Annotated in this window: 20 protein-coding genes; 6 read left to right on the top strand and 14 right to left on the bottom strand. The window is 56.1% G+C overall.

The features are described 5' to 3' along the window. Positions 1–25: 25 nt before the first annotated feature. From tolA to AC4ANK_RS08610, 10 genes are all read right to left on the bottom strand, one after another. The gene (tolA, locus tag AC4ANK_RS08655; protein WP_005759624.1) at positions 26–1,096 is read right to left on the bottom strand and encodes a cell envelope integrity protein TolA; all 1,071 of its coding nucleotides are present in this window, start codon (positions 1,094–1,096) and stop codon (positions 26–28) included. Continuing rightward, a complete protein-coding gene (gene tolR, locus AC4ANK_RS08650; RefSeq protein WP_002554654.1) occupies positions 1,096–1,560 on the bottom strand; it encodes a protein TolR in 465 nt (154 codons plus the stop codon). Before tolR ends, tolA begins: the two co-directional genes overlap by 1 nt. A gap of 14 nt (positions 1,561–1,574) precedes the next feature. Further along, positions 1,575–2,270 (bottom strand): protein TolQ, encoded by a 696-nt coding sequence (gene tolQ, locus AC4ANK_RS08645; RefSeq protein WP_002554655.1) that lies wholly within the window; start codon positions 2,268–2,270, stop codon positions 1,575–1,577. Continuing rightward, positions 2,260–2,727 (bottom strand): tol-pal system-associated acyl-CoA thioesterase, encoded by a 468-nt coding sequence (gene ybgC / locus AC4ANK_RS08640; RefSeq protein WP_005733346.1) that lies wholly within the window; start codon positions 2,725–2,727, stop codon positions 2,260–2,262. The genes tolQ and ybgC overlap by 11 nt, the downstream gene beginning before the upstream one ends. A 133-nt stretch (positions 2,728–2,860) precedes the next feature. Then, positions 2,861–3,922 (bottom strand): Holliday junction branch migration DNA helicase RuvB, encoded by a 1,062-nt coding sequence (gene ruvB, locus AC4ANK_RS08635; protein WP_002554657.1) that lies wholly within the window; start codon positions 3,920–3,922, stop codon positions 2,861–2,863. Next, a complete protein-coding gene (gene ruvA / locus AC4ANK_RS08630) occupies positions 3,923–4,531 on the bottom strand; it encodes a Holliday junction branch migration protein RuvA (protein ID WP_002554658.1) in 609 nt (202 codons plus the stop codon). Between the two features lie 87 nt (positions 4,532–4,618). Continuing rightward, positions 4,619–5,143: a crossover junction endodeoxyribonuclease RuvC gene (ruvC, locus tag AC4ANK_RS08625; RefSeq protein ID WP_002554659.1), complete on the bottom strand. Its 525-nt coding sequence runs from the start codon at positions 5,141–5,143 to the stop codon at positions 4,619–4,621. A 130-nt stretch (positions 5,144–5,273) separates the two neighbouring features. Beyond that, a complete protein-coding gene (locus tag AC4ANK_RS08620; RefSeq protein WP_002554660.1) occupies positions 5,274–6,020 on the bottom strand; it encodes a YebC/PmpR family DNA-binding transcriptional regulator in 747 nt (248 codons plus the stop codon). A gap of 116 nt (positions 6,021–6,136) precedes the next feature. After that, positions 6,137–7,912 (bottom strand): aspartate--tRNA ligase, encoded by a 1,776-nt coding sequence (gene aspS / locus AC4ANK_RS08615; RefSeq protein WP_002554661.1) that lies wholly within the window; start codon positions 7,910–7,912, stop codon positions 6,137–6,139. A gap of 280 nt (positions 7,913–8,192) precedes the next feature. Continuing rightward, positions 8,193–8,537 carry a ribbon-helix-helix domain-containing protein gene (locus AC4ANK_RS08610; protein ID WP_002554662.1) on the bottom strand — a complete coding sequence of 115 codons (345 nt, stop codon included), beginning with the start codon at positions 8,535–8,537 and terminating at the stop codon, positions 8,193–8,195. Between the two features lie 129 nt (positions 8,538–8,666). Between AC4ANK_RS08610 and AC4ANK_RS08605 the strand changes: the two genes are divergently transcribed. Then, positions 8,667–8,846 (top strand): hypothetical protein, encoded by a 180-nt coding sequence (locus AC4ANK_RS08605; RefSeq protein ID WP_032074446.1) that lies wholly within the window; start codon positions 8,667–8,669, stop codon positions 8,844–8,846. Between the two features lie 40 nt (positions 8,847–8,886). Here AC4ANK_RS08605 and AC4ANK_RS08600 read toward each other — a convergent pair whose 3' ends face one another. Next, positions 8,887–9,360 (bottom strand): Dps family protein, encoded by a 474-nt coding sequence (locus AC4ANK_RS08600; RefSeq protein ID WP_002554663.1) that lies wholly within the window; start codon positions 9,358–9,360, stop codon positions 8,887–8,889. Positions 9,361–9,817: 457 nt separating this feature from the next. Between AC4ANK_RS08600 and AC4ANK_RS08595 the strand changes: the two genes are divergently transcribed. Then, positions 9,818–10,426, top strand: coding sequence for a cold-shock protein (locus tag AC4ANK_RS08595; RefSeq protein WP_460383158.1), 609 nt, complete (start codon positions 9,818–9,820; stop codon positions 10,424–10,426). A gap of 65 nt (positions 10,427–10,491) precedes the next feature. Here AC4ANK_RS08595 and AC4ANK_RS08590 read toward each other — a convergent pair whose 3' ends face one another. Further along, entirely contained in the window at positions 10,492–10,698 is a 207-nt protein-coding gene (locus AC4ANK_RS08590) for a SlyX family protein (RefSeq protein WP_002554665.1), read from the bottom strand. After that, the gene (locus AC4ANK_RS08585) at positions 10,695–11,126 is read right to left on the bottom strand and encodes an HIT family protein (RefSeq protein WP_002554666.1); all 432 of its coding nucleotides are present in this window, start codon (positions 11,124–11,126) and stop codon (positions 10,695–10,697) included. Before AC4ANK_RS08585 ends, AC4ANK_RS08590 begins: the two co-directional genes overlap by 4 nt. 422 nt (positions 11,127–11,548) lie before the next feature. Here AC4ANK_RS08585 and AC4ANK_RS08580 point away from each other — a divergent pair, with 422 nt between their 5' ends. The 4 genes from AC4ANK_RS08580 to AC4ANK_RS08565 all read left to right on the top strand — a co-directional run bounded on the left by AC4ANK_RS08580 (position 11,549) and on the right by AC4ANK_RS08565 (position 16,240). Then, positions 11,549–11,794 (top strand): hypothetical protein, encoded by a 246-nt coding sequence (locus AC4ANK_RS08580; protein WP_031595976.1) that lies wholly within the window; start codon positions 11,549–11,551, stop codon positions 11,792–11,794. Positions 11,795–11,990: 196 nt separating this feature from the next. Further along, complete coding sequence (locus tag AC4ANK_RS08575; protein WP_002554667.1) at positions 11,991–13,331, top strand: OprD family porin; 1,341 nt, start codon at positions 11,991–11,993, stop codon at positions 13,329–13,331. Positions 13,332–13,502: 171 nt separating this feature from the next. Then, on the top strand, positions 13,503–15,218 hold the full coding sequence (locus AC4ANK_RS08570) for a proline--tRNA ligase (RefSeq protein ID WP_002554668.1): 1,716 nt from the start codon (positions 13,503–13,505) through the stop codon (positions 15,216–15,218). 65 nt (positions 15,219–15,283) lie between these two features. Next, positions 15,284–16,240 carry a hypothetical protein gene (locus AC4ANK_RS08565; protein ID WP_002554669.1) on the top strand — a complete coding sequence of 319 codons (957 nt, stop codon included), beginning with the start codon at positions 15,284–15,286 and terminating at the stop codon, positions 16,238–16,240. Positions 16,241–16,280: 40 nt separating this feature from the next. Here AC4ANK_RS08565 and dinB read toward each other — a convergent pair whose 3' ends face one another. After that, on the bottom strand, positions 16,281–17,342 hold the full coding sequence (gene dinB, locus AC4ANK_RS08560) for a DNA polymerase IV (RefSeq protein ID WP_002554670.1): 1,062 nt from the start codon (positions 17,340–17,342) through the stop codon (positions 16,281–16,283). Between the last annotated feature and the right edge of the window lie 49 nt (positions 17,343–17,391).

Genomic DNA, 17,391 nt, shown 5'->3' with positions numbered 1-17,391 from the left:
ACCAGCAGTCCTCGAAAAAGGTTGATCACAAGGCTAGATCTCCAGGTGTGAATGTCATCTTGAATGAACGATAGGGAGCGAAGTCAGCCGGCTTCAGACCCTGCATTTCTGTCAAACGTCCAATGTTCTTCACCGCAGCAACCGCAGAGCTGTCGAACGGCCCGTCACCACTGGACTTGGCAATCGATACTGAAGCAATCGTACCGTCCGGCAACATGCCGATCTGCAACGTTACCGACATGTTGTTACGTGCCGATGGTGGACGACTCCAGCCTTCGGAAGCCCTGACACGAATCAGGTCATCGAAACTGCCAGCCGTTTCATCGCCCCGCTCGTCAGCCAAAGCCTGTTGCCGTTCCGGTTTATCGGACAGCAAATCGGCCAGTGCCTGCGCCTTCTTGTCTTCAGCGGATTTGCGAGCTGCTTCCTGCGCCTTCTTGGCGGAATCTGCAGCAGCTTTTTTCTTCGCGTCCTCGGCAGCCTTTTTCTTGGCGTCTTCTGCGGCCTTTTTCTTGGCCTCATCAGCAGCCTGTTTCTTGGCTTCCTCGGCAGCAGCTTTCTTGGCGTCTTCCTCGGCTTTTTTCTTCGCCTCTTCTTCGGCCTTTTTCTTGGCTATATCAGCCTGCTGCTTCTCTTCAAGCTTTTTGGCGTCGGCAACCTTCTTGGCTTCATCGGCTTTCTTGGCATCGTCAGCCTTTTTGGCCTCCTCTGCTTTCTGTTCGGCCTTTTTGGCTTCGTCGGCAGCTTTCTGCTCTTCGGCTTTTTGAGCAGCCTCTTCTTTCTTTTGTTCCGCAGCTTTTACAGCTTCCTGTTTGAGCTGCTCGATCTTTTTCTGCTCCAGCTGTTCGACTTCAGTTTGTCGCGCAGCGGTTTTCTTCGCCTCACCGGCAATCTTCTGGTTGGTCTGGGTAGTGGCCTGGCTCTTGGACTTGAGCTGATAGAGCGTTGCCTGAACGATAGGCTTGGCTTCGGGCAGATCCGGAGTCATGGCAAAGCTGACGAACAGCATGCCAAAGATCAGAATATGCAATGCCACGGCCCAGACACTGGGCCAGAAGTAGCTTTCCGAGGCGGACGGCTCTCGAATCGGCTGCATCAGGGTGCCTCGGTAATCAAGCCAACATTCCCGACCCCAGCCTTCTGCAGCCCGCCCATCGTGCCCATGACCGAGCCGTAATCGACGGTCTTGTCACCACGAATGAAAACCTGCGTCTGCTTGCCTGCGTCACGACCGGCAGCGACGATCTTGGTCACTGCGGCAGTCAGTTGCGGCAGGGTCATTGCCTTGTCCATCTGTTTGTCGGTATCGACTTCGCTGCCAAGGTTCCAGTAATAGGTCTTGTCAGCCTTGATCGAAATGGTCAGGACCTGATTGTTGTTGTCTTGCGGCAAAGCCTCGCTGGAGACCTTGGGCAAGTCGACTTTCACGCCCTGGTTGATCATGGGAGCCGTCACCATGAAAATCACGAGCAACACCAGCATCACGTCGATGTAGGGCACTACGTTCATTTCGGCGACCGGCTTGCGTTTTCTGCGACGATCTCGAGCGATTAAAGCCATGGGGAATTACCTGCTCACTCTTCGCTGGTGTGCACTTTACGGTGCAGGATGGCCTGAAACTCGTCAGCGAACGTGTAGTAACGGCTGATCAAGGTCTCACTGCGCGCGGCGAAACGGTTGTAGGCAATAACGGCCGGGATGGCTGCGAACAGGCCGATGGCCGTTGCAATCAGTGCCTCGGCAATACCCGGTGCCACGGTAGCCAGCGTTGCCTGCTGGGCAGTTGCCAGACCGCGGAAGGAGTTCATGATCCCCCAGACAGTACCGAACAGACCGACATACGGGCTGGTGGAGCCCACGGTCGCCAGATACGGCAGACCTGCTTCGAGCTTTTCTTCCTCACGGGAAATAGCTACACGCATGGCGCGCGCCACACCTTCCATGACCGCATCGGGATCGACACCGGACTGCTGACGCAGGCGGGAGAATTCCTTGAAACCAGCACGAAAGATCTGCTCTACGCCAGAGTCCGGATCGGGATTGCTGCCCGCCTGACGGTACAGCTTGGACAGATCGATACCCGACCAGAAACGCTCTTCAAAGCTATCCAGTGCGCGCCGACCTGCGCGCAGCATATTGCTGCGCTGAAAAATCACGATCCACGAAGTGACCGAAGCGGCCACCAGAATCAGCATTACCAACTGAACAACAATGCTGGCATTGCTGACCAAACTCCACATGGAGGAATGGTCGACGACGTTAGCTTCCACGCTTTATCTCCTGCTCTGAATGTATGCCCGCGCCGCCCTGGTCGGCAAAGGCCGCTCGCAGAGCTTCGGGAATGGCCCGGGGTTTAAAACTATCGGCGCGTACACACGCCACCAGGAACTGCCCTTCACAGAGCAGCGTTGCATCCGACGCCCGCCTGATCTGCTGTTGAAAGCGCAGGCTGACACGGTTCAATTCGGTTACTTCTGCACTGACAAGCAACTCGTCATCCAGCCGCGCGGGCTTGTGATAACGCGCGTCACTGGAGTGCACGACAAATAAAAGGTTTTCCTGCGCCAGTTCGGACTGGGCAAAGCCCAATTCCCGCAGCCGCTCGGTACGAGCCCGCTCCATGAATTTCAGATAATTGACGTAGTAGACGATGCCGCCAGCATCGGTGTCCTCGTAATAAACGCGACAGCGATGTGCGAACGACTGAACCCCGTTTTGCGCGCGCATACTCTAGAGCTTACTCCTCAGGTTGCCAATCGGGTCAGGCAACTGTTTTTCAACGTTTTGCCACTTATTACCGGTATCGGCGGCAGGACTGGCAATGTGACCACGCCGACCGCAAATAAATTGCAAAACATTGCTATAAATCCGCCGGATCATCGACCACATCGTCCGCCACCGGCATCTCCCCCATCCTGGAGGGAATATTCAGCCCGAAATGCAGGTACGCATGACGGGTGACCACACGTCCACGCGGCGTGCGCATGATATAGCCTTGCTGGATCAAATAGGGCTCGAGCACATCCTCAATTGTGTGACGCTCCTCGCTGATGGCCGCCGCAAGGCTGTCGACACCGACAGGCCCGCCATCGAACTTCTCGATCATGGTCAGCAGCAGACGCCGGTCCTGATGATCGAAGCCATGCTCGTCGACGTCCAGCAGGTTCAGGGCCTTGTCGGCGGTCTGCCGGGTGATCTGCCCATTGCCGCGCACCTCGGCGAAATCCCGTACTCGACGCAACAAACGGTTGGCGATCCGTGGCGTACCACGGGCGCGCCTGGCGATCTCGAAAGCGCCTTGCGGCTCGATGACCAGCCCCAGAATGCCCGCCGAGCGCGACACGATCGTCGACAAGTCGGCAATATTATAAAACTCGAGCCGCTGAACGATCCCGAAACGATCACGTAACGGATTGGTCAGCATGCCCGCGCGCGTAGTCGCACCGACCAGCGTGAACGGTGGCAGATCAAGTTTGATAGAGCGCGCGGCGGGACCCTCACCGATCATGATGTCGAGCTGGAAGTCTTCCATTGCCGGATACAACACTTCTTCGACAATCGGCGACAAACGATGGATCTCATCGATGAACAACACATCGTTGGGCTCAAGGTTGGTCAGGATTGCGGCCAGATCACCGGGCCGCTCGAGCACCGGCCCGGAGGTGCTCTTGATCGAGACACCCATTTCCTGAGCGATAATATTGGCCAGCGTGGTCTTGCCCAGACCGGGCGGCCCAAAGATCAATGTGTGATCCAGCGCCTCATTGCGGCCACGGGCAGCCTGGATGAACAGTTCCATCTGCTCGCGTACGGTCGGCTGGCCGATGTAGTCCGCAAGGCTCAGTGGCCGAATCGCACGGTCCATCTGTTCATCACGATCACGGCCGCCAGCGGCGGTTATCAGACGGTCGGCGTCTATCACTTAACCCATCCCCTTCAACGCACGGCGAATCAGATCCGCACTGCTCAAATCTTTTTCCTTGATGGCGGAGACAGCCTTGCTCGCCTCCTGCGGCTTGTAACCCAGCGAAATCAGCGCGCTGACTGCGTCGGATTCGGCCGACGCCACAGGCTCGGCCTGATTCGGACCATTGGAAACCAGCGTAAAGGTGCCTGGCAAGGACTCCCAGGCCTTGAACCGATCCTTGAGCTCGACCAGCAGACGCTCGGCGGTTTTCTTGCCTACACCGGGAATACGAGTCAGCGCCGATGCGTCCTGCGCCTGAACGCAACGCACCAGCTCATCGACCTCCAGGCCCGACATCAACGCCAGCGCCAGCTTGGGGCCGACCCCGTTCAGTCGGATCAATTCACGGAACAGCTCGCGCTCGCGTTTTTCATAGAAGCCATACAGCAGATGCGCGTCCTCGCGGACCACCAAATGGGTGTGCAATGTCACTGTTTCGCCGACATGCGGCAACCGATACAGCGTCGTCATCGGCACTTCCAGCTCATAGCCGACACCATTGACATCCAACACCAGATGCGGAGGCTGTTTTTCGGCGAGAGAGCCGCGTAAACGTCCAATCACGTTTCAGATCCTTTCGTGTTGCCTGTCGCTTGCGCGAAGAAGAAATTGAACACAGTCATCGTAAAGACACAGGTCCTCGTGATTCAGTCACAGACGCAAACGGCCGCCGCGGCTGCGCGCGGTACTCAACCCGTGAGGAATCAGGCTGGAGCGCGTGTGCGCATGACACAGCGCGATAGCCAGGGCGTCGGAGGCGTCAATCTGAGGCTTCTGGGTCAGTTTGAGCAAATGCATGACCATCATCATCACCTGCTCTTTATTGGCACCGCCAGTCCCTGCCACTGCCTGCTTGACCTGAGTGGCAGTGTACTCGGCAATTTCCAGCGCCTCCTCGGCACCCGCCACAATGGCCGCGCCTCTGGCCTGCCCCAGCTTCAGGGCTGAATCGGCATTGCGCGCCATGAAAACCTTTTCGATGCCCATCGTCACCGGTCCGTAGGTCTTGATGACCTCCCGCACCCCGCGATAAACGATCTGCAAACGTTCGTGCAATTCACCACTGCCGGTACGAATGCACCCGGAAGCGACGTAGATACAACCACGCCCGGTGTCACGTACCACGCCATAGCCGGTAATTCGCGAACCGGGGTCGATACCAAGAATAAGAGTCATAACGCCTGCAGCTTGAGAAGGTGACGCAAAACAATAGGTGCAGCATAAAGGCAGAAGCCGGAGGCCGATAGCTGCGTAATGCTCACAGCTTCGCTCCCCCGGCTTCTGACTCGGTGTTACCTGTCGGCGATCAGCCCAGTTGCTCCATGACGTCGTCCGGAATTTCCGCGTTTGAATAGACGTTCTGCACGTCATCCAGGTCTTCAAGCATGTCGATCAGCTTGAGGACCTTCTCGGCGGTCTCCAGATCAAGCACTGCGCTGGTTGTCGGCAACATGACGATTTCTGCGTCGGAAGCCTTGAAACCTGCGGCCTCAAGAGCGTTACGCACGGCATAGAACCCGGAGAACGACGTAAACACATCGATCGAGCCATCGTCGTTGGTCACGACATCATCGGCGTCAGCTTCCATGGCAGCCTCGATCAGGGAATCCTCATCGACGCCGGCAGCAAAGGAAATCTGACCCTTGCGATCGAACAGATAAGCCACGGAGCCATCAGTACCGAGGTTGCCGCCACACTTGGCGAACGCATGGCGAACGGCCGCGGCGGTACGATTACGGTTGTCAGTCATGGTTTCGACCATGATTGCCACACCGCCCGGGCCGTAGCCCTCGTAACCCAGCTCCTCGACATCGTCACCGTCGGACGCGCCCACGCCTCGCGCGACCGCACGATCAATGGTGTCACGGGTCATGTTTGCACCAAGCGCCTTGTCCAGCGCCAAACGCAGACGCGGGTTGGAGCCAGGATCGCCGCCGCCCTGACGCGCAGCAACGGTCAGTTCACGAATCCACTTGGTGAAAATCTTGCCTTTCTTGGCATCCTGACGCTCTTTGCGGTGCTTGATGTTCGCCCACTTAGAATGACCTGCCATTTTTCGCTCCAGATTCTTTTTGAAACACCTTCACCTTTCGCCCTGAACAACGAGGCAAAAAGCTTCACTCAATAAGGGCAGATACAGGGCGTATCGACGATACGCCCTGCCCGGCATCACTCAGCCTTCGGCTGCTCGCGCAGACGGATATGCAGCTCGCGCAACGCTTTGGCATCGACAACGCCAGGCGCCTGGGTCATGACGTCGGCGGCGCTCTGGGTTTTCGGGAACGCAATCACTTCACGAATCGATTGCGCGCCGGTCATCAGCATCACCAGACGGTCCAGACCAAACGCCAGACCACCGTGCGGCGGAGCGCCGTATTTCAAGGCGTCGAGCAGGAAGCCGAACTTCTCCTGCTGCTCGTCTTCGGCGATACCCAGCAGACGGAAGACCGCCTGTTGCATTTCCTTGCGGTGGATACGAATCGAACCGCCGCCCAGCTCGGTACCGTTAAGCACCATGTCGTAGGCACGCGACAGCGCCGTCGCCGGATTGGCTTCCAGCTCTTCGGGCGTGCACTTGGGTGCCGTGAAGGGATGGTGCAACGCTGTGAAGCTGCCGTCGTCGTTTTCTTCGAACATCGGGAAGTCGACGACCCACATCGGTGCCCACTCGCACGTGTGCAGCTTGAGGTCGTTACCGATCTTGATACGCAGCGCGCCAAGGGCTTCGCTGACGATCTTGAACTTGTCCGCGCCGAAGAAAACGATATCGCCATCGACCGCACCCACGCGATCAAGGATGACGTTCAGGTTGTCTTCCGGGATGAACTTGACGATCGGCGACTGCAAGCCTTCCGGCCCCTTCGCGCGCTCGTTGACCTTGATGTAGGCCAGGCCCTTGGCACCATAGATGCTGACGAATTTTGTGTAGTCGTCGATCTGGCTGCGCGCCATGCTGGCAGCGCCCGGCACACGCAGTGCGGCAACACGCCCCTTGGGGTCGTTGGCCGGACCGCTGAACACCTTGAACTCGACGCCGGTAAGCTGGTCGGCAACATCCACCAGTTCCAGCGGGTTACGCAGGTCTGGCTTGTCGGAGCCGTAGCGGCGCATGGCTTCTTCGAAGGTCATGTGCGGGAAATCACCGAACTCCAGGTCCAGCACTTCCTTGAACAGCTGACGAACCATCTTCTCGGTCAGACCGATGATGTCCTCTTCATTGAGGAAACTGGTCTCGATGTCGATCTGGGTGAATTCCGGCTGACGGTCGGCACGCAGGTCTTCGTCGCGGAAGCACTTGGCGATCTGATAGTAGCGGTCAAAGCCAGCCACCATCAGCAATTGCTTGAACAACTGAGGCGACTGCGGCAGGGCGAAAAAGCTGCCCGGGTGTGTGCGACTTGGAACCAGATAGTCGCGAGCACCTTCCGGTGTGGCGCGGGTCAGGATCGGCGTCTCGACGTCGAGAAAGCCGTTGTCATCCAGATAGCGGCGGATGCTGGTGGTGATGCGCGAACGCAGACGCAGCTTCTCGGCCATTTCCGGACGGCGCAGGTCGATAAAGCGATAACGCAGGCGTGTTTCCTCGCCGACGTCGGAATATTCATTCAGCGGGAATGGCGGAGTCTCGGACTCGTTCAGCACTTCGAGTTCGTAACCCAGAACCTCGATGGCACCCGACGCCATGTTCGCGTTCACGGCACCTGCCGGACGAGCACGAACCTTGCCCACGACCTTGACCACGTACTCGCTGCGCACGCGGTCAGCGGCGGCGAAGCTGTCGGCACGATCAGGGTCGAACACGACTTGAGCCATGCCTTCACGGTCGCGGATATCGAGGAAGATAACGCCTCCGTGGTCACGACGACGGTGGACCCATCCGCAAAGGGTAATTTCCTGGCCTTCCAGACTCTCGTTCAGTTGGCCGCAATAATGGCTGCGCATCATGATGGTGTTTTCACTTCTCGTAATTCGAATTCGGTGGCGCTTTCGCTCCTGGCTTGCGCTCAGTGGTACACGGCACCGGCACAAGACTAAAGCCAGCCCTGGCCCACGCAGAGTCACGCCCGCTAGCAAGACGGAGGATTATATAGAGTTAATTGGCACCGTGCAGCCGAACGAACCTATCACGGCCGGATAAGTTCGTGACCGCCCCCAGCTCGGTCGCGCTACGAGGGAAACGCAGGCACGCCGAAGCGGGCCTGCAGGAATGAGGGTGAAGACCACTCTAAACGTGGGTATTTTCCACGTGAGCATCCTTCAGCAGATGCGCAACACAGACAACGCGAATCAGACCGCTGAAGTTTTTTACACCTCCATGACGTAAGTGAACCTCTCGATCAATGTAGGACAATACCGCATTAACAGAACACTCATTGGAACTTGCAATGCCTGACAGAATGTTCCAATACACGTTCTCCAGGCGCAGGCAGGTGGCCAGACCATTTAGCCGAACGGATTTGGAATGAGGCTGCGCCAGGGTCATGTTGAAATTTTCGACAAAGGGGTCATGGCGTATCTCCACCTCCCGATGTAAAAACTTAAGCTCTCGCTCAGCACTTCGTAACATCATAACGATCACCTTCGAATCATAAACTTTAAACATTAAAAGAAATATTCAAAAACAAATAAATACCCTGATGTATAAAACATGATTCGAGATTTTATATCCAGCCGCTCTAATACTTTATCACTGTAGGAGATGGCTACAGAAATCAGCGGAATATCGTTTAACCCTGAAGGCATAATGAAGAAGAGCAAGGAATATGGCTGGATGATATGCGTGACAACGGGCGACGACCAAGCCTTCATGTGCCTGAGCGCTCAAGCAGCGGAGGCCAAAAAGGCGAAGATCAGGCGCTGCCTGCAAGGCAACATATGAAGAACAGGCGAGTGACGCTTAGCGTCACTCGCCCCGGTCGTTATTTCGACTCAAACATCGAGCGCAACATCCAGGCAGTTTTCTCATGAACCTGCATACGCTGCGTCAACAGATCAGCCGTCGGCTCGTCGCTGACCTTGTCGAGAAGAGGAAAGATACTACGCGCAGTACGGACAACGGCCTCTTGACCCTGAACCAGACTTTTGATCATATCTTCGGCACTTGGCACGCCCTCTTCTTCCTTGATGGAAGACAGGCGAGCATACGTCGAATAAGTGCCAGGAGCAGGGAAGCCCAACGCACGAATACGCTCAGCGATAGAGTCAACTGCCAGTGCCAGTTCGTTATACTGTTCTTCAAACATCAAATGCAGCGTGCGAAACATCGGCCCGCTGACATTCCAGTGAAAGTTGTGAGTCTTGAGGTAAAGCACATAAGTATCCGACAGCAGATGCGACAGACCGTCCACGATCGATTTACGATCCTCTTCACTGATACCAATATCGATTGCCATGTTTCATGCCCTTTTAGTGAGGATTGAAAAGCAGTAAAGACCACTACTCTATCAAGAGAACCCGAATGGCGCAGCTTTCCGTTGGTCGATGCCACAAACCTGCAACGATTCATGGACGTACCAGGGTGCTTTGCGACGCGTCACCACAGGTGCCACGGACAGAAAATTCCTGCACTTCCTCAATAGTCATCAGCAAAACCAGCCTGAACGCTCTGTTTCAACCCCTGTAGCGGCACGGGCTATCAAAGCAGGGCAGGCAGGAGGGCCGTTATTGATTGCTGATTTGAGTAGCATCAGGCTTTGCTGTTAAATACACGACGTGTCGCCAACGAGTTGCCATTCAGCGCTGGCGCATAGGCTGGCCCTGCGCCCGTGCATCACGCCTCATCTTGTTCAGAAGCGTACCGGGCGTTACCAGCTATTTCTTGTAATCCTTCTTGCATGTGAGCTTTTTAAAATGTTGAAAATCGTCCATCTGGTAACGGGAGCAGCAGCCCTGTTGCTCTCTTTCATACCTAGCCTGCGTAGTGAAGCGGTCTCTCTCTACCTGCAAAACCCTGACGCCATCTGCCTGGCATTTCTCGGGCTGCTTAACCTGATACTCGCTCCGGTAATCCCTTACTGGAATCGAGGCCCACGTCATAATCTGCAAAATCTGGTCAGTGCCCTGCTTGTCATTGCGGTAATCGTACAAACGCTGACCTTGCTCGTTCCTCTGCCCGGCATCGCAGGCCAACCGGCAATTCTGGTTAGCCTGAGCATCGCCATCGTGGCCGTCGCCTTGCACTTGGGCGTCAGCTTTTACAGGTCTTACACTCCATCCTCCGCACCTCAAAACCACGACATGGGAAATCGTGATACTGGCACCGTAAAGTGGTTCAACACCTCCAAGGGCTTCGGCTTTATCTCCCGGGATTCCGGCGACGATATTTTTGTGCATTTTCGTGCCATTCGCGGTGAAGGCCATCACGTACTGGTCGAAGGCCAACGCGTCGAGTTTTCCGTGATGAACCGCGACAAAGGCCTGCAGGCCGAAGACGTTATTGCAGCCCTGCCCCGCCGCTGATTTTTTTCGGGCAACAAAAAACCGCGACCCTCCAAAGGAAGTCGCGGTTTTTTTATGGCAACAGATCAATAGTGAGGTGGCGGCGCTTCTTCCTCGAAGGTATCGAACTGACTGCCCATCTCCTCCTGACGCTTGATCATTGCTGCCATCTGCTGCTGTAGATGATCAAACTCGCGCCGCTGCTTTACCAGCACATCATTGAGTGCCTGAATTGTATCGTCCTGAAAGGCCATGCGGCTTTCCAGCTCCATGACTCGCTCTTCAAGGCTCATGACTGCTCCTCCTCAAATCGAAAATCATTCGTCAATACCGGCCTGAGCTGCCGGCAGATTGCCGAGAGCTGCTCGTCGGTGTAAGCAACTGCAGCATGCTTGCCCCACACGGGCGCAGGCCAGGCCGCATCGTCACGATTGCGCACAATTACGTGCATGTGCAACTGACTGACCACATTGCCCAAGGCAGCAATGTTGATTTTATCCGCATCGAACAGCTCTTTCAGCACCTTGGCCAGAACACTGGTCTCCTGCCATAGCTGCAACTGATCTGCAGCGCTCAACTGAAACACCTCAGTGATATCAGCCCGACGCGGTACCAGAATGAACCACGGGTAATGACTGTCATTGGAGAGCAGTAACCGGCACAGCGGAAAGTCGCCAATGGGCAAGGTGTCTTGTTGAAGACGAGAATCCAGAACGAACACGATAAAAAACTCCTGACTGCCAGGTGAATGTACCTGCCCTGTCGGTAACAGGGTGCTGCGAGGCCCGCAGGATACTAGGGTTCGCACGGCGCTTCACCTGCCCGCCCCCATGCGCACCAGAATGAGTCCGGCATAACGGTGACCGCACCGATTTGACGCTCGCTAAGGTTGTAGAACCGCCAACCATGAATTCTTTCATTGAAACGCCGCCTGACAATTGCCTGCTTCAGGTACATGAAAATGAAACAGCCCTGGCCTCACCATAGTGACCAACCAGAGCATTGCTCCAGGTTCAGGCGAACCGGGCACGCACTGCACCAAAATCACACACTGCTGTTGCGACAACAACACAACGCATTCGTTTTCTACTCAAAGGGAGCTGATTCGGGTAACGCTTTTGCGAGAAAGAACCGCCCCCAACCATGACACGTAAAATCCATCGATATTTTTACAAAATTGAAATATTCATAAAAATCATATGGATAAATCAAAAAGGCGATGCTGATTCTGATTTTTCACAAAATTTTTTCATTTTCGGAAATTTTGTGCACGCTTGTTGCTTTATGACCCATATGATCACGCCACCCCCGGCGGAAAACGAGGGTGACAGCATCAAGGGAAACAAGGCTCGCGACCTTGGGGGACGTGTTTGGCAGACTGCGTATTGATCCATTCGATCAAGCACAGATGCCACTACGGGCTAGCCTGGTGCCATGTCGTAAAGAATATGAAAGGATAGAGCTGTACCTATAGCAACCAGCGTCAGCGTGATATAGATTCCGCCGACCAAAAATAGAAAGAGCCGCCCAGATAAAAAAACAGGTGGACGGCAAAAATCTTCTAAAAACCAAAGGAGCAATCACGATGAGAGTGATGAAGTGGAGCGCAATCGCACTGGCCGTTACGGCAGCCAGCACCCAACTGGCAACAGCGGCACCTTTCGTTAGCGATCAGGCTGATGCCAAGGGCTTTGTGGAAGGCAGCACGCTTGACCTGAAGTTGCGCAATTACTATTTCAACCGTGACAACAAAAACGGCAGTAGTGATTTGAGGGACTGGACCCAAGGTCTCTGGGCGAATTTCAGTACCGGTTACACTCAAGGCACGGTCGGTGTTGGAGCTGAAGCTTTTGGCTATTTCGGCATGCAGCTCTGGGCTCCGGACGCATACTCGGGTTCCACTAACCTGGCATTCAACCGCACTACCGGCGAAAACGAAAACTCTCTTGGCAAGCTCGGCGGCGCCGTCAAGTTCCGCATCTCGAAAACAGAGCTGAAAATTGGCGACATGCAGCCCACTAGTCCTGTATTCGCAGTTGGCGGCTCTCGCTTGCTTCCGCAAACAGCAAGTGGTTTGAGCTTGCAAAGTAGTGAAATCGCTGGCCTCGATCTTGAAGCTGGCCACTTCTACTCCGGCACCAGCCAGAACGACACAAGCCATGACGGCGGGATTTTTGCCAACTATGCTGGCGTTGAGTCCAATAGCGCGGACTTCGCTGGCGGCAAATATGCAATCACCGACAGTTTGGGCGTTGCATTCTATGCGGCCAAGCTGGAAGACATCTGGGATCAATACTACGGTAACGTGAACTACGCCCTGCCACTGGGTGGAGATCAGTCTCTGGCATTTGATGCGAACATCTATCGCACCGTTGACGAAGGCAGCGCCAAAGCCGGCTCGATCAGCAACACCGCATTCTCCGGTTCCGCAGCTTACTCGTTCCTTGCTGCCCACACCGTAACTCTGGCGTTCCAGAAAATCAACGGTGACACCCCGTTCGACTACATCGGTATAGGTGACAACAACCGCGGTGGCGACTCGATCTTCCTGAACAATTCGATCCAGTACTCCGACTTCAACGGTCCAGGCGAAAAATCCTGGCAGGTCCGCTATGACCTGAACATGACTCCGTACGGCGTTCCAGGCCTGAGCTTCATGACCCGCTACATCAAGGGTACTGATATCGACGGCACCAATATTTCCGCAAATTCGGCTTATCGCAAAAACGACGGCTCACCTCTCTACGGAGCGGACGGCAAGCACCACGAAACCAACCTCGAAGCCAAATACGTAGTGCAAACCGGCCCGGCTAAGGACTTGTCCTTCCGCGTCCGTCAAGCATGGCACCGCGCCAACGCCGATCAGGGCGAAGGCGACGTCAACGAGTTCCGCCTGATTGTCGATTACCCGATCTCGATCCTGTAATCGCAGCTCAGCACTCGTTAATAGAAGAAGCCCGGCTCATGCCGGGCTTTTTCATTTGGCTCTGAAAGAACTCCCCTACCCTCTGCAAGCCTGCCCCGCCCTGTACGCGACCGGAACACCGCCGTACAATGCCAGGTCATATCCAGTCTCAGCAACCGACAACGGCCAACCATGCGCACCAGTCAATTTTTGCTCGCCACACAGAAAGAAACCCCTTCCGATGCGGTCGTGGTCAGCCATCAGCTGATGCTGCGCGCTGGCATGATCCGCAAGCTGGCATCCGGTCTTTACACCTGGCTGCCCATGGGCCTGCGCGTGCTGCGCAAGGTCGAAGCGATTGTTCGTGAAGAAATGGACGCCGCTGGCGCACTCGAAATTCTAATGCCCGGCATTCAGCCTGCAGAACTCTGGCAGGAATCCGGTCGCTGGGAACAATACGGCCCGGAGCTGATGCGCCTGGTCGACCGCCACAACCGTGAGTTCTGCCTGGGCCCGACCCACGAAGAAGTCATCACCGATCTGGCACGCAATGAGCTCAACAGCTATAAACAGCTGCCGATCAACATGTACCAGATCCAGACCAAATTCCGTGATGAGATTCGTCCACGCTTCGGCCTGATGCGCGGACGCGAATTCGTCATGAAAGACGCCTACTCGTTCCACGCTGACCACGCGTCGCTGCAGGTCACCTACGACCGCATGCACCTGGCATACAGCAACATCTTCACCCGCCTGGGCCTCAAATTCCGCCCGGTCGAAGCTGACAACGGCTCGATTGGCGGCGCAGGCTCGCACGAGTTCCATGTGCTGGCCGAATCCGGCGAAGACGATATCGTGTTCAGCGATGGCTCCGATTACGCAGCCAACATCGAAAAAGCCGAAGCAGTACCTCGTGAGAAAGCTCGTCCGGCCGCTACTGAAGAATTGCGTCTGATCGATACTCCGAACGCCAAGACCATCGCCCAACTGGTCGAAGGTTTCGATTTGCCGATCGAGAAAACCGTCAAGACGCTGGTGGTGCATGCTGCCGAAGAAGGCAAGCTGATTGCCCTGATCATCCGTGGCGATCACGAGCTCAACGAAATCAAGGCCAGCCAGCTTGAACAGGTTGCCAGCCCGTTGGTGATGGCATCCGAAGCCGAACTGCGTGATGCCATCGGTGCAGGCGCAGGCTCGCTGGGTCCGTTGAATCTGCCGCTGCCGTGCATCATCGACCGCTCGGTCGAGCTGATGAGCGACTTCAGCGTCGGCGCCAATATCGATGACAAGCACTATTTCGGCGTCAACTGGGAACGCGACCTGCCGGTTCCGACCGTCGCAGACCTGCGTAATGTTGTTGCGGGCGACCCAAGCCCGGACGGCAAAGGCACGCTGGAAATCAAGCGCGGCATCGAAGTGGGCCACATCTTCCAGCTGGGCACCAAGTACAGCGAAGCGATGAAGTGCCAGGTGCTGGGGGAAAACGGCAAGCCGGTCAATCTGGCGATGGGTTGCTACGGCATCGGCGTTTCCCGCGTGGTTGCCGCCGCAATCGAACAGAACAGCGACGAAAACGGCATTATCTGGAACGACACTCTGGCGCCTTTCCAGATCGCCTTGATCCCTCTGCGCTACGAAACAGACGCGGTTCGTGAAGCGACAGACAAACTGTACGCCGAGCTGACTGCCGCCGGCTTTGAGGTATTGCTCGATGACCGCGACAAGAAAACCAGCCCCGGCATCAAGTTCGCTGACATGGAACTGATCGGTATTCCGCATCGCATCGTAGTCAGCGACCGTGGTCTGGCCGAAGGCAATCTGGAATACAAGAGCCGTACCGAGTCGCAACCGCAAGCCATTGCAGTCGCGGATGTGCTGTCGTTCATCCAGGGCAAAGTGAACCGCTGAGTCAAAAGGCGCACCTGTTCGAAGGTGCGCCGCTCGTCACTCGCCCAATCCGCATCAGAGATCCCATGCTCAAACGAAGCACCTTAAGCCTCGGCAGCGCCGTCCTGTGCGGCTCGTTTCTCGTCGGCGGCTGTGCCAATCAGCTATCACAACGCAGTGAGCACGAGGAGCGCGTCGAACGCAAACTGCTCGAACACACACTGCAAGTCGATATCGGTGAACCCAAAACGCTGGAGTTACCGCAACGCCGCGTGCGGATTCACGAGCACAAATCGTTCGAAGTTACCGATTTTGAAGTCACCCGCCACTATGACCGCTATACGCCTTACCAGCCCTGGCGGGAGATCTACGAGATCCCCCTCGGCGCGGTCGCTGTTGTAGCAGGCGTCGGGGCGAATGTGGTCAACGTCTTTGCACTGGGCAATTTGCCGGAAAGCATGACCCGGGACTGGATTCACTACGGTGTGGCAGGTCTGAACCCGTTCATGAACGCTCCCTCTCACGGGCGCGCCCAGCAGAATCTGGCGAGCATTGACGAAGTCCAGAAAGACAAACGGATCGAGAACTCCACGCTGCCGTGGAATGAACGCCCGGTGATGGTCAAGGCCGGTAACGAAACTCATGAAATGAGCACCGACCGCAACGGCATTCTGCGCCTGAACCTGCTGGACAGTCCTTTTGCCGAACAGGACCTGAGCCGTATCACGCGCATTTATATCAACGTCGAAGACGACCAGGACAGCGCTCACGCGAATGCCAGCTTGCCGATCAGCCACTCTCTGCGCGGCAAGCTGCTGGAAGCCCACGCACTGATCTACGACGATCTGGAAGATGACGAGGTCAGCCAATGGGTGCATCGCGTCAAACGCCTTTCTGACCTGGGGCTGGAAGAAGAAGCCAGCGAGCTCGAACAGAGCCTGATTGAACTGACACGCAACGATCCGCAGTTGCAGGGTGAATTTCTCAAATCACTCGCCAGGGACGCTGGCCGTCTGGTCGCCGTTCCCGCCCAGAGCCAGTAATGTGAAAGGCTGCGGTATGTAACCGCAGCCGATCATTTCATTATTGCGAGAACAACTCCAATTGTTCATGAGCTGCGCGCAGGTCGTGCAGACGCACACCTATACCCAGAAGCCGAACAGGCTTGGCACCCCGGGCAAACGCCTGCGCCAGCAACTGTTCGTAACTGCCCAGATCCCTTCCGGCTCCGGACTGCTCCAGAGTTGTCTGAGTGAAGTCGTGAAACTTCACTTTGACGAAGGGCTTGCCGGGCCGGTACTGCCCTTCCATTCTCGCCATCCGGTTACCGAGGGTTTCCAGCAGGGCCGGCAGCTTTTCCAGGCAGGCAGCCAGATCAGGCAGATCCGTGTCGTAGGTATTTTCTACGCTGACTGACTGACGCCGACTGTCGTTCTGCACCGGACGGTCATCTATTCCGTGCGCCAGACTCCAGAGACGCTCACCGAAGCTGCCAAACTCACGGACAAGCGCAAGCTTGCTGCGGCCTCGCAGGTCGGCACAGTCGACAATGCCCAGCCGCCCCAGCTTGTCTGCAGTGACTTTCCCGACGCCGTGGAGTTTGGTAACGGGCAAAGAGGCGACGAAATCCTCGACCTGATCCGGAGTAATGACGAACAAACCGTTGGGCTTTTTCCAGTCGCTGGCGATCTTGGCCAGAAATTTGTTCGGCGCGACGCCAGCCGAAACGGTGATATGCAGCTGATTCGAGACCCGGCGCCGGATGTCCTGGGCGATGCGCGTGGCGCTGCCCGAAAAGTGCCCGGCATCCGATACGTCGAGGAACGCCTCATCCAGAGACAAAGGCTCTATAAGGTCGGTGTAATCCCGGAATATCGTATGGATTTCCCGTGACGCCTCCTTATAAGCCTCCATGCGCGGCTTGACGATGGTCAGGTCCGGGCAGAGTTTGAGTGCATGCCGGGATGACATGGCTGAACGCACCCCATACGCGCGCGCCTCATAATTACAGGTCGCAATCACCCCGCGCCGCTCTGCAGAGCCCCCCACCGCCAGCGGCTTGCCAGCGAGTTCGGGCTCGTCACGCATTTCAATGGCTGCATAAAAGCAGTCACAGTCGATATGGATGATTTTGCGCTGCGTCATGACCTGATGGGATTTTGCAATCAATGGCTGAGCAGTATCTCATTCGTAC

The organism is Pseudomonas sp. Pmew2 (assembly GCF_058129885.1).
The sequence above is the reverse complement of the archived record's forward strand: the minus strand, read 5'-3'. Positions and strand labels throughout refer to the sequence as shown.

Excerpts from the sequence above, each read along its gene's own strand:
- tolA (WP_005759624.1), bottom strand. The coding sequence starts at position 1,096 with ATGCAGCCGATTCGAGAGCCGTCCGCCTCGGAAAGCTACTTCTGGCCC.
- tolR (WP_002554654.1), bottom strand. The coding sequence starts at position 1,560 with ATGGCTTTAATCGCTCGAGATCGTCGCAGAAAACGCAAGCCGGTCGCC.
- ybgC (WP_005733346.1), bottom strand. The coding sequence starts at position 2,727 with ATGCGCGCGCAAAACGGGGTTCAGTCGTTCGCACATCGCTGTCGCGTT.
- ruvC (WP_002554659.1), bottom strand. The coding sequence starts at position 5,143 with ATGACTCTTATTCTTGGTATCGACCCCGGTTCGCGAATTACCGGCTAT.
- AC4ANK_RS08620 (WP_002554660.1), bottom strand. The coding sequence starts at position 6,020 with ATGGCAGGTCATTCTAAGTGGGCGAACATCAAGCACCGCAAAGAGCGT.
- aspS (WP_002554661.1), bottom strand. The coding sequence starts at position 7,912 with ATGATGCGCAGCCATTATTGCGGCCAACTGAACGAGAGTCTGGAAGGC.
- AC4ANK_RS08610 (WP_002554662.1), bottom strand. The coding sequence starts at position 8,537 with ATGATGTTACGAAGTGCTGAGCGAGAGCTTAAGTTTTTACATCGGGAG.
- AC4ANK_RS08605 (WP_032074446.1), top strand. The coding sequence starts at position 8,667 with ATGGCTACAGAAATCAGCGGAATATCGTTTAACCCTGAAGGCATAATG.
- AC4ANK_RS08600 (WP_002554663.1), bottom strand. The coding sequence starts at position 9,360 with ATGGCAATCGATATTGGTATCAGTGAAGAGGATCGTAAATCGATCGTG.
- AC4ANK_RS08595 (WP_460383158.1), top strand. The coding sequence starts at position 9,818 with ATGTTGAAAATCGTCCATCTGGTAACGGGAGCAGCAGCCCTGTTGCTC.
- AC4ANK_RS08590 (WP_002554665.1), bottom strand. The coding sequence starts at position 10,698 with ATGAGCCTTGAAGAGCGAGTCATGGAGCTGGAAAGCCGCATGGCCTTT.
- AC4ANK_RS08580 (WP_031595976.1), top strand. The coding sequence starts at position 11,549 with ATGACACGTAAAATCCATCGATATTTTTACAAAATTGAAATATTCATA.
- AC4ANK_RS08575 (WP_002554667.1), top strand. The coding sequence starts at position 11,991 with ATGAGAGTGATGAAGTGGAGCGCAATCGCACTGGCCGTTACGGCAGCC.
- AC4ANK_RS08570 (WP_002554668.1), top strand. The coding sequence starts at position 13,503 with ATGCGCACCAGTCAATTTTTGCTCGCCACACAGAAAGAAACCCCTTCC.
- AC4ANK_RS08565 (WP_002554669.1), top strand. The coding sequence starts at position 15,284 with ATGCTCAAACGAAGCACCTTAAGCCTCGGCAGCGCCGTCCTGTGCGGC.
- dinB (WP_002554670.1), bottom strand. The coding sequence starts at position 17,342 with ATGACGCAGCGCAAAATCATCCATATCGACTGTGACTGCTTTTATGCA.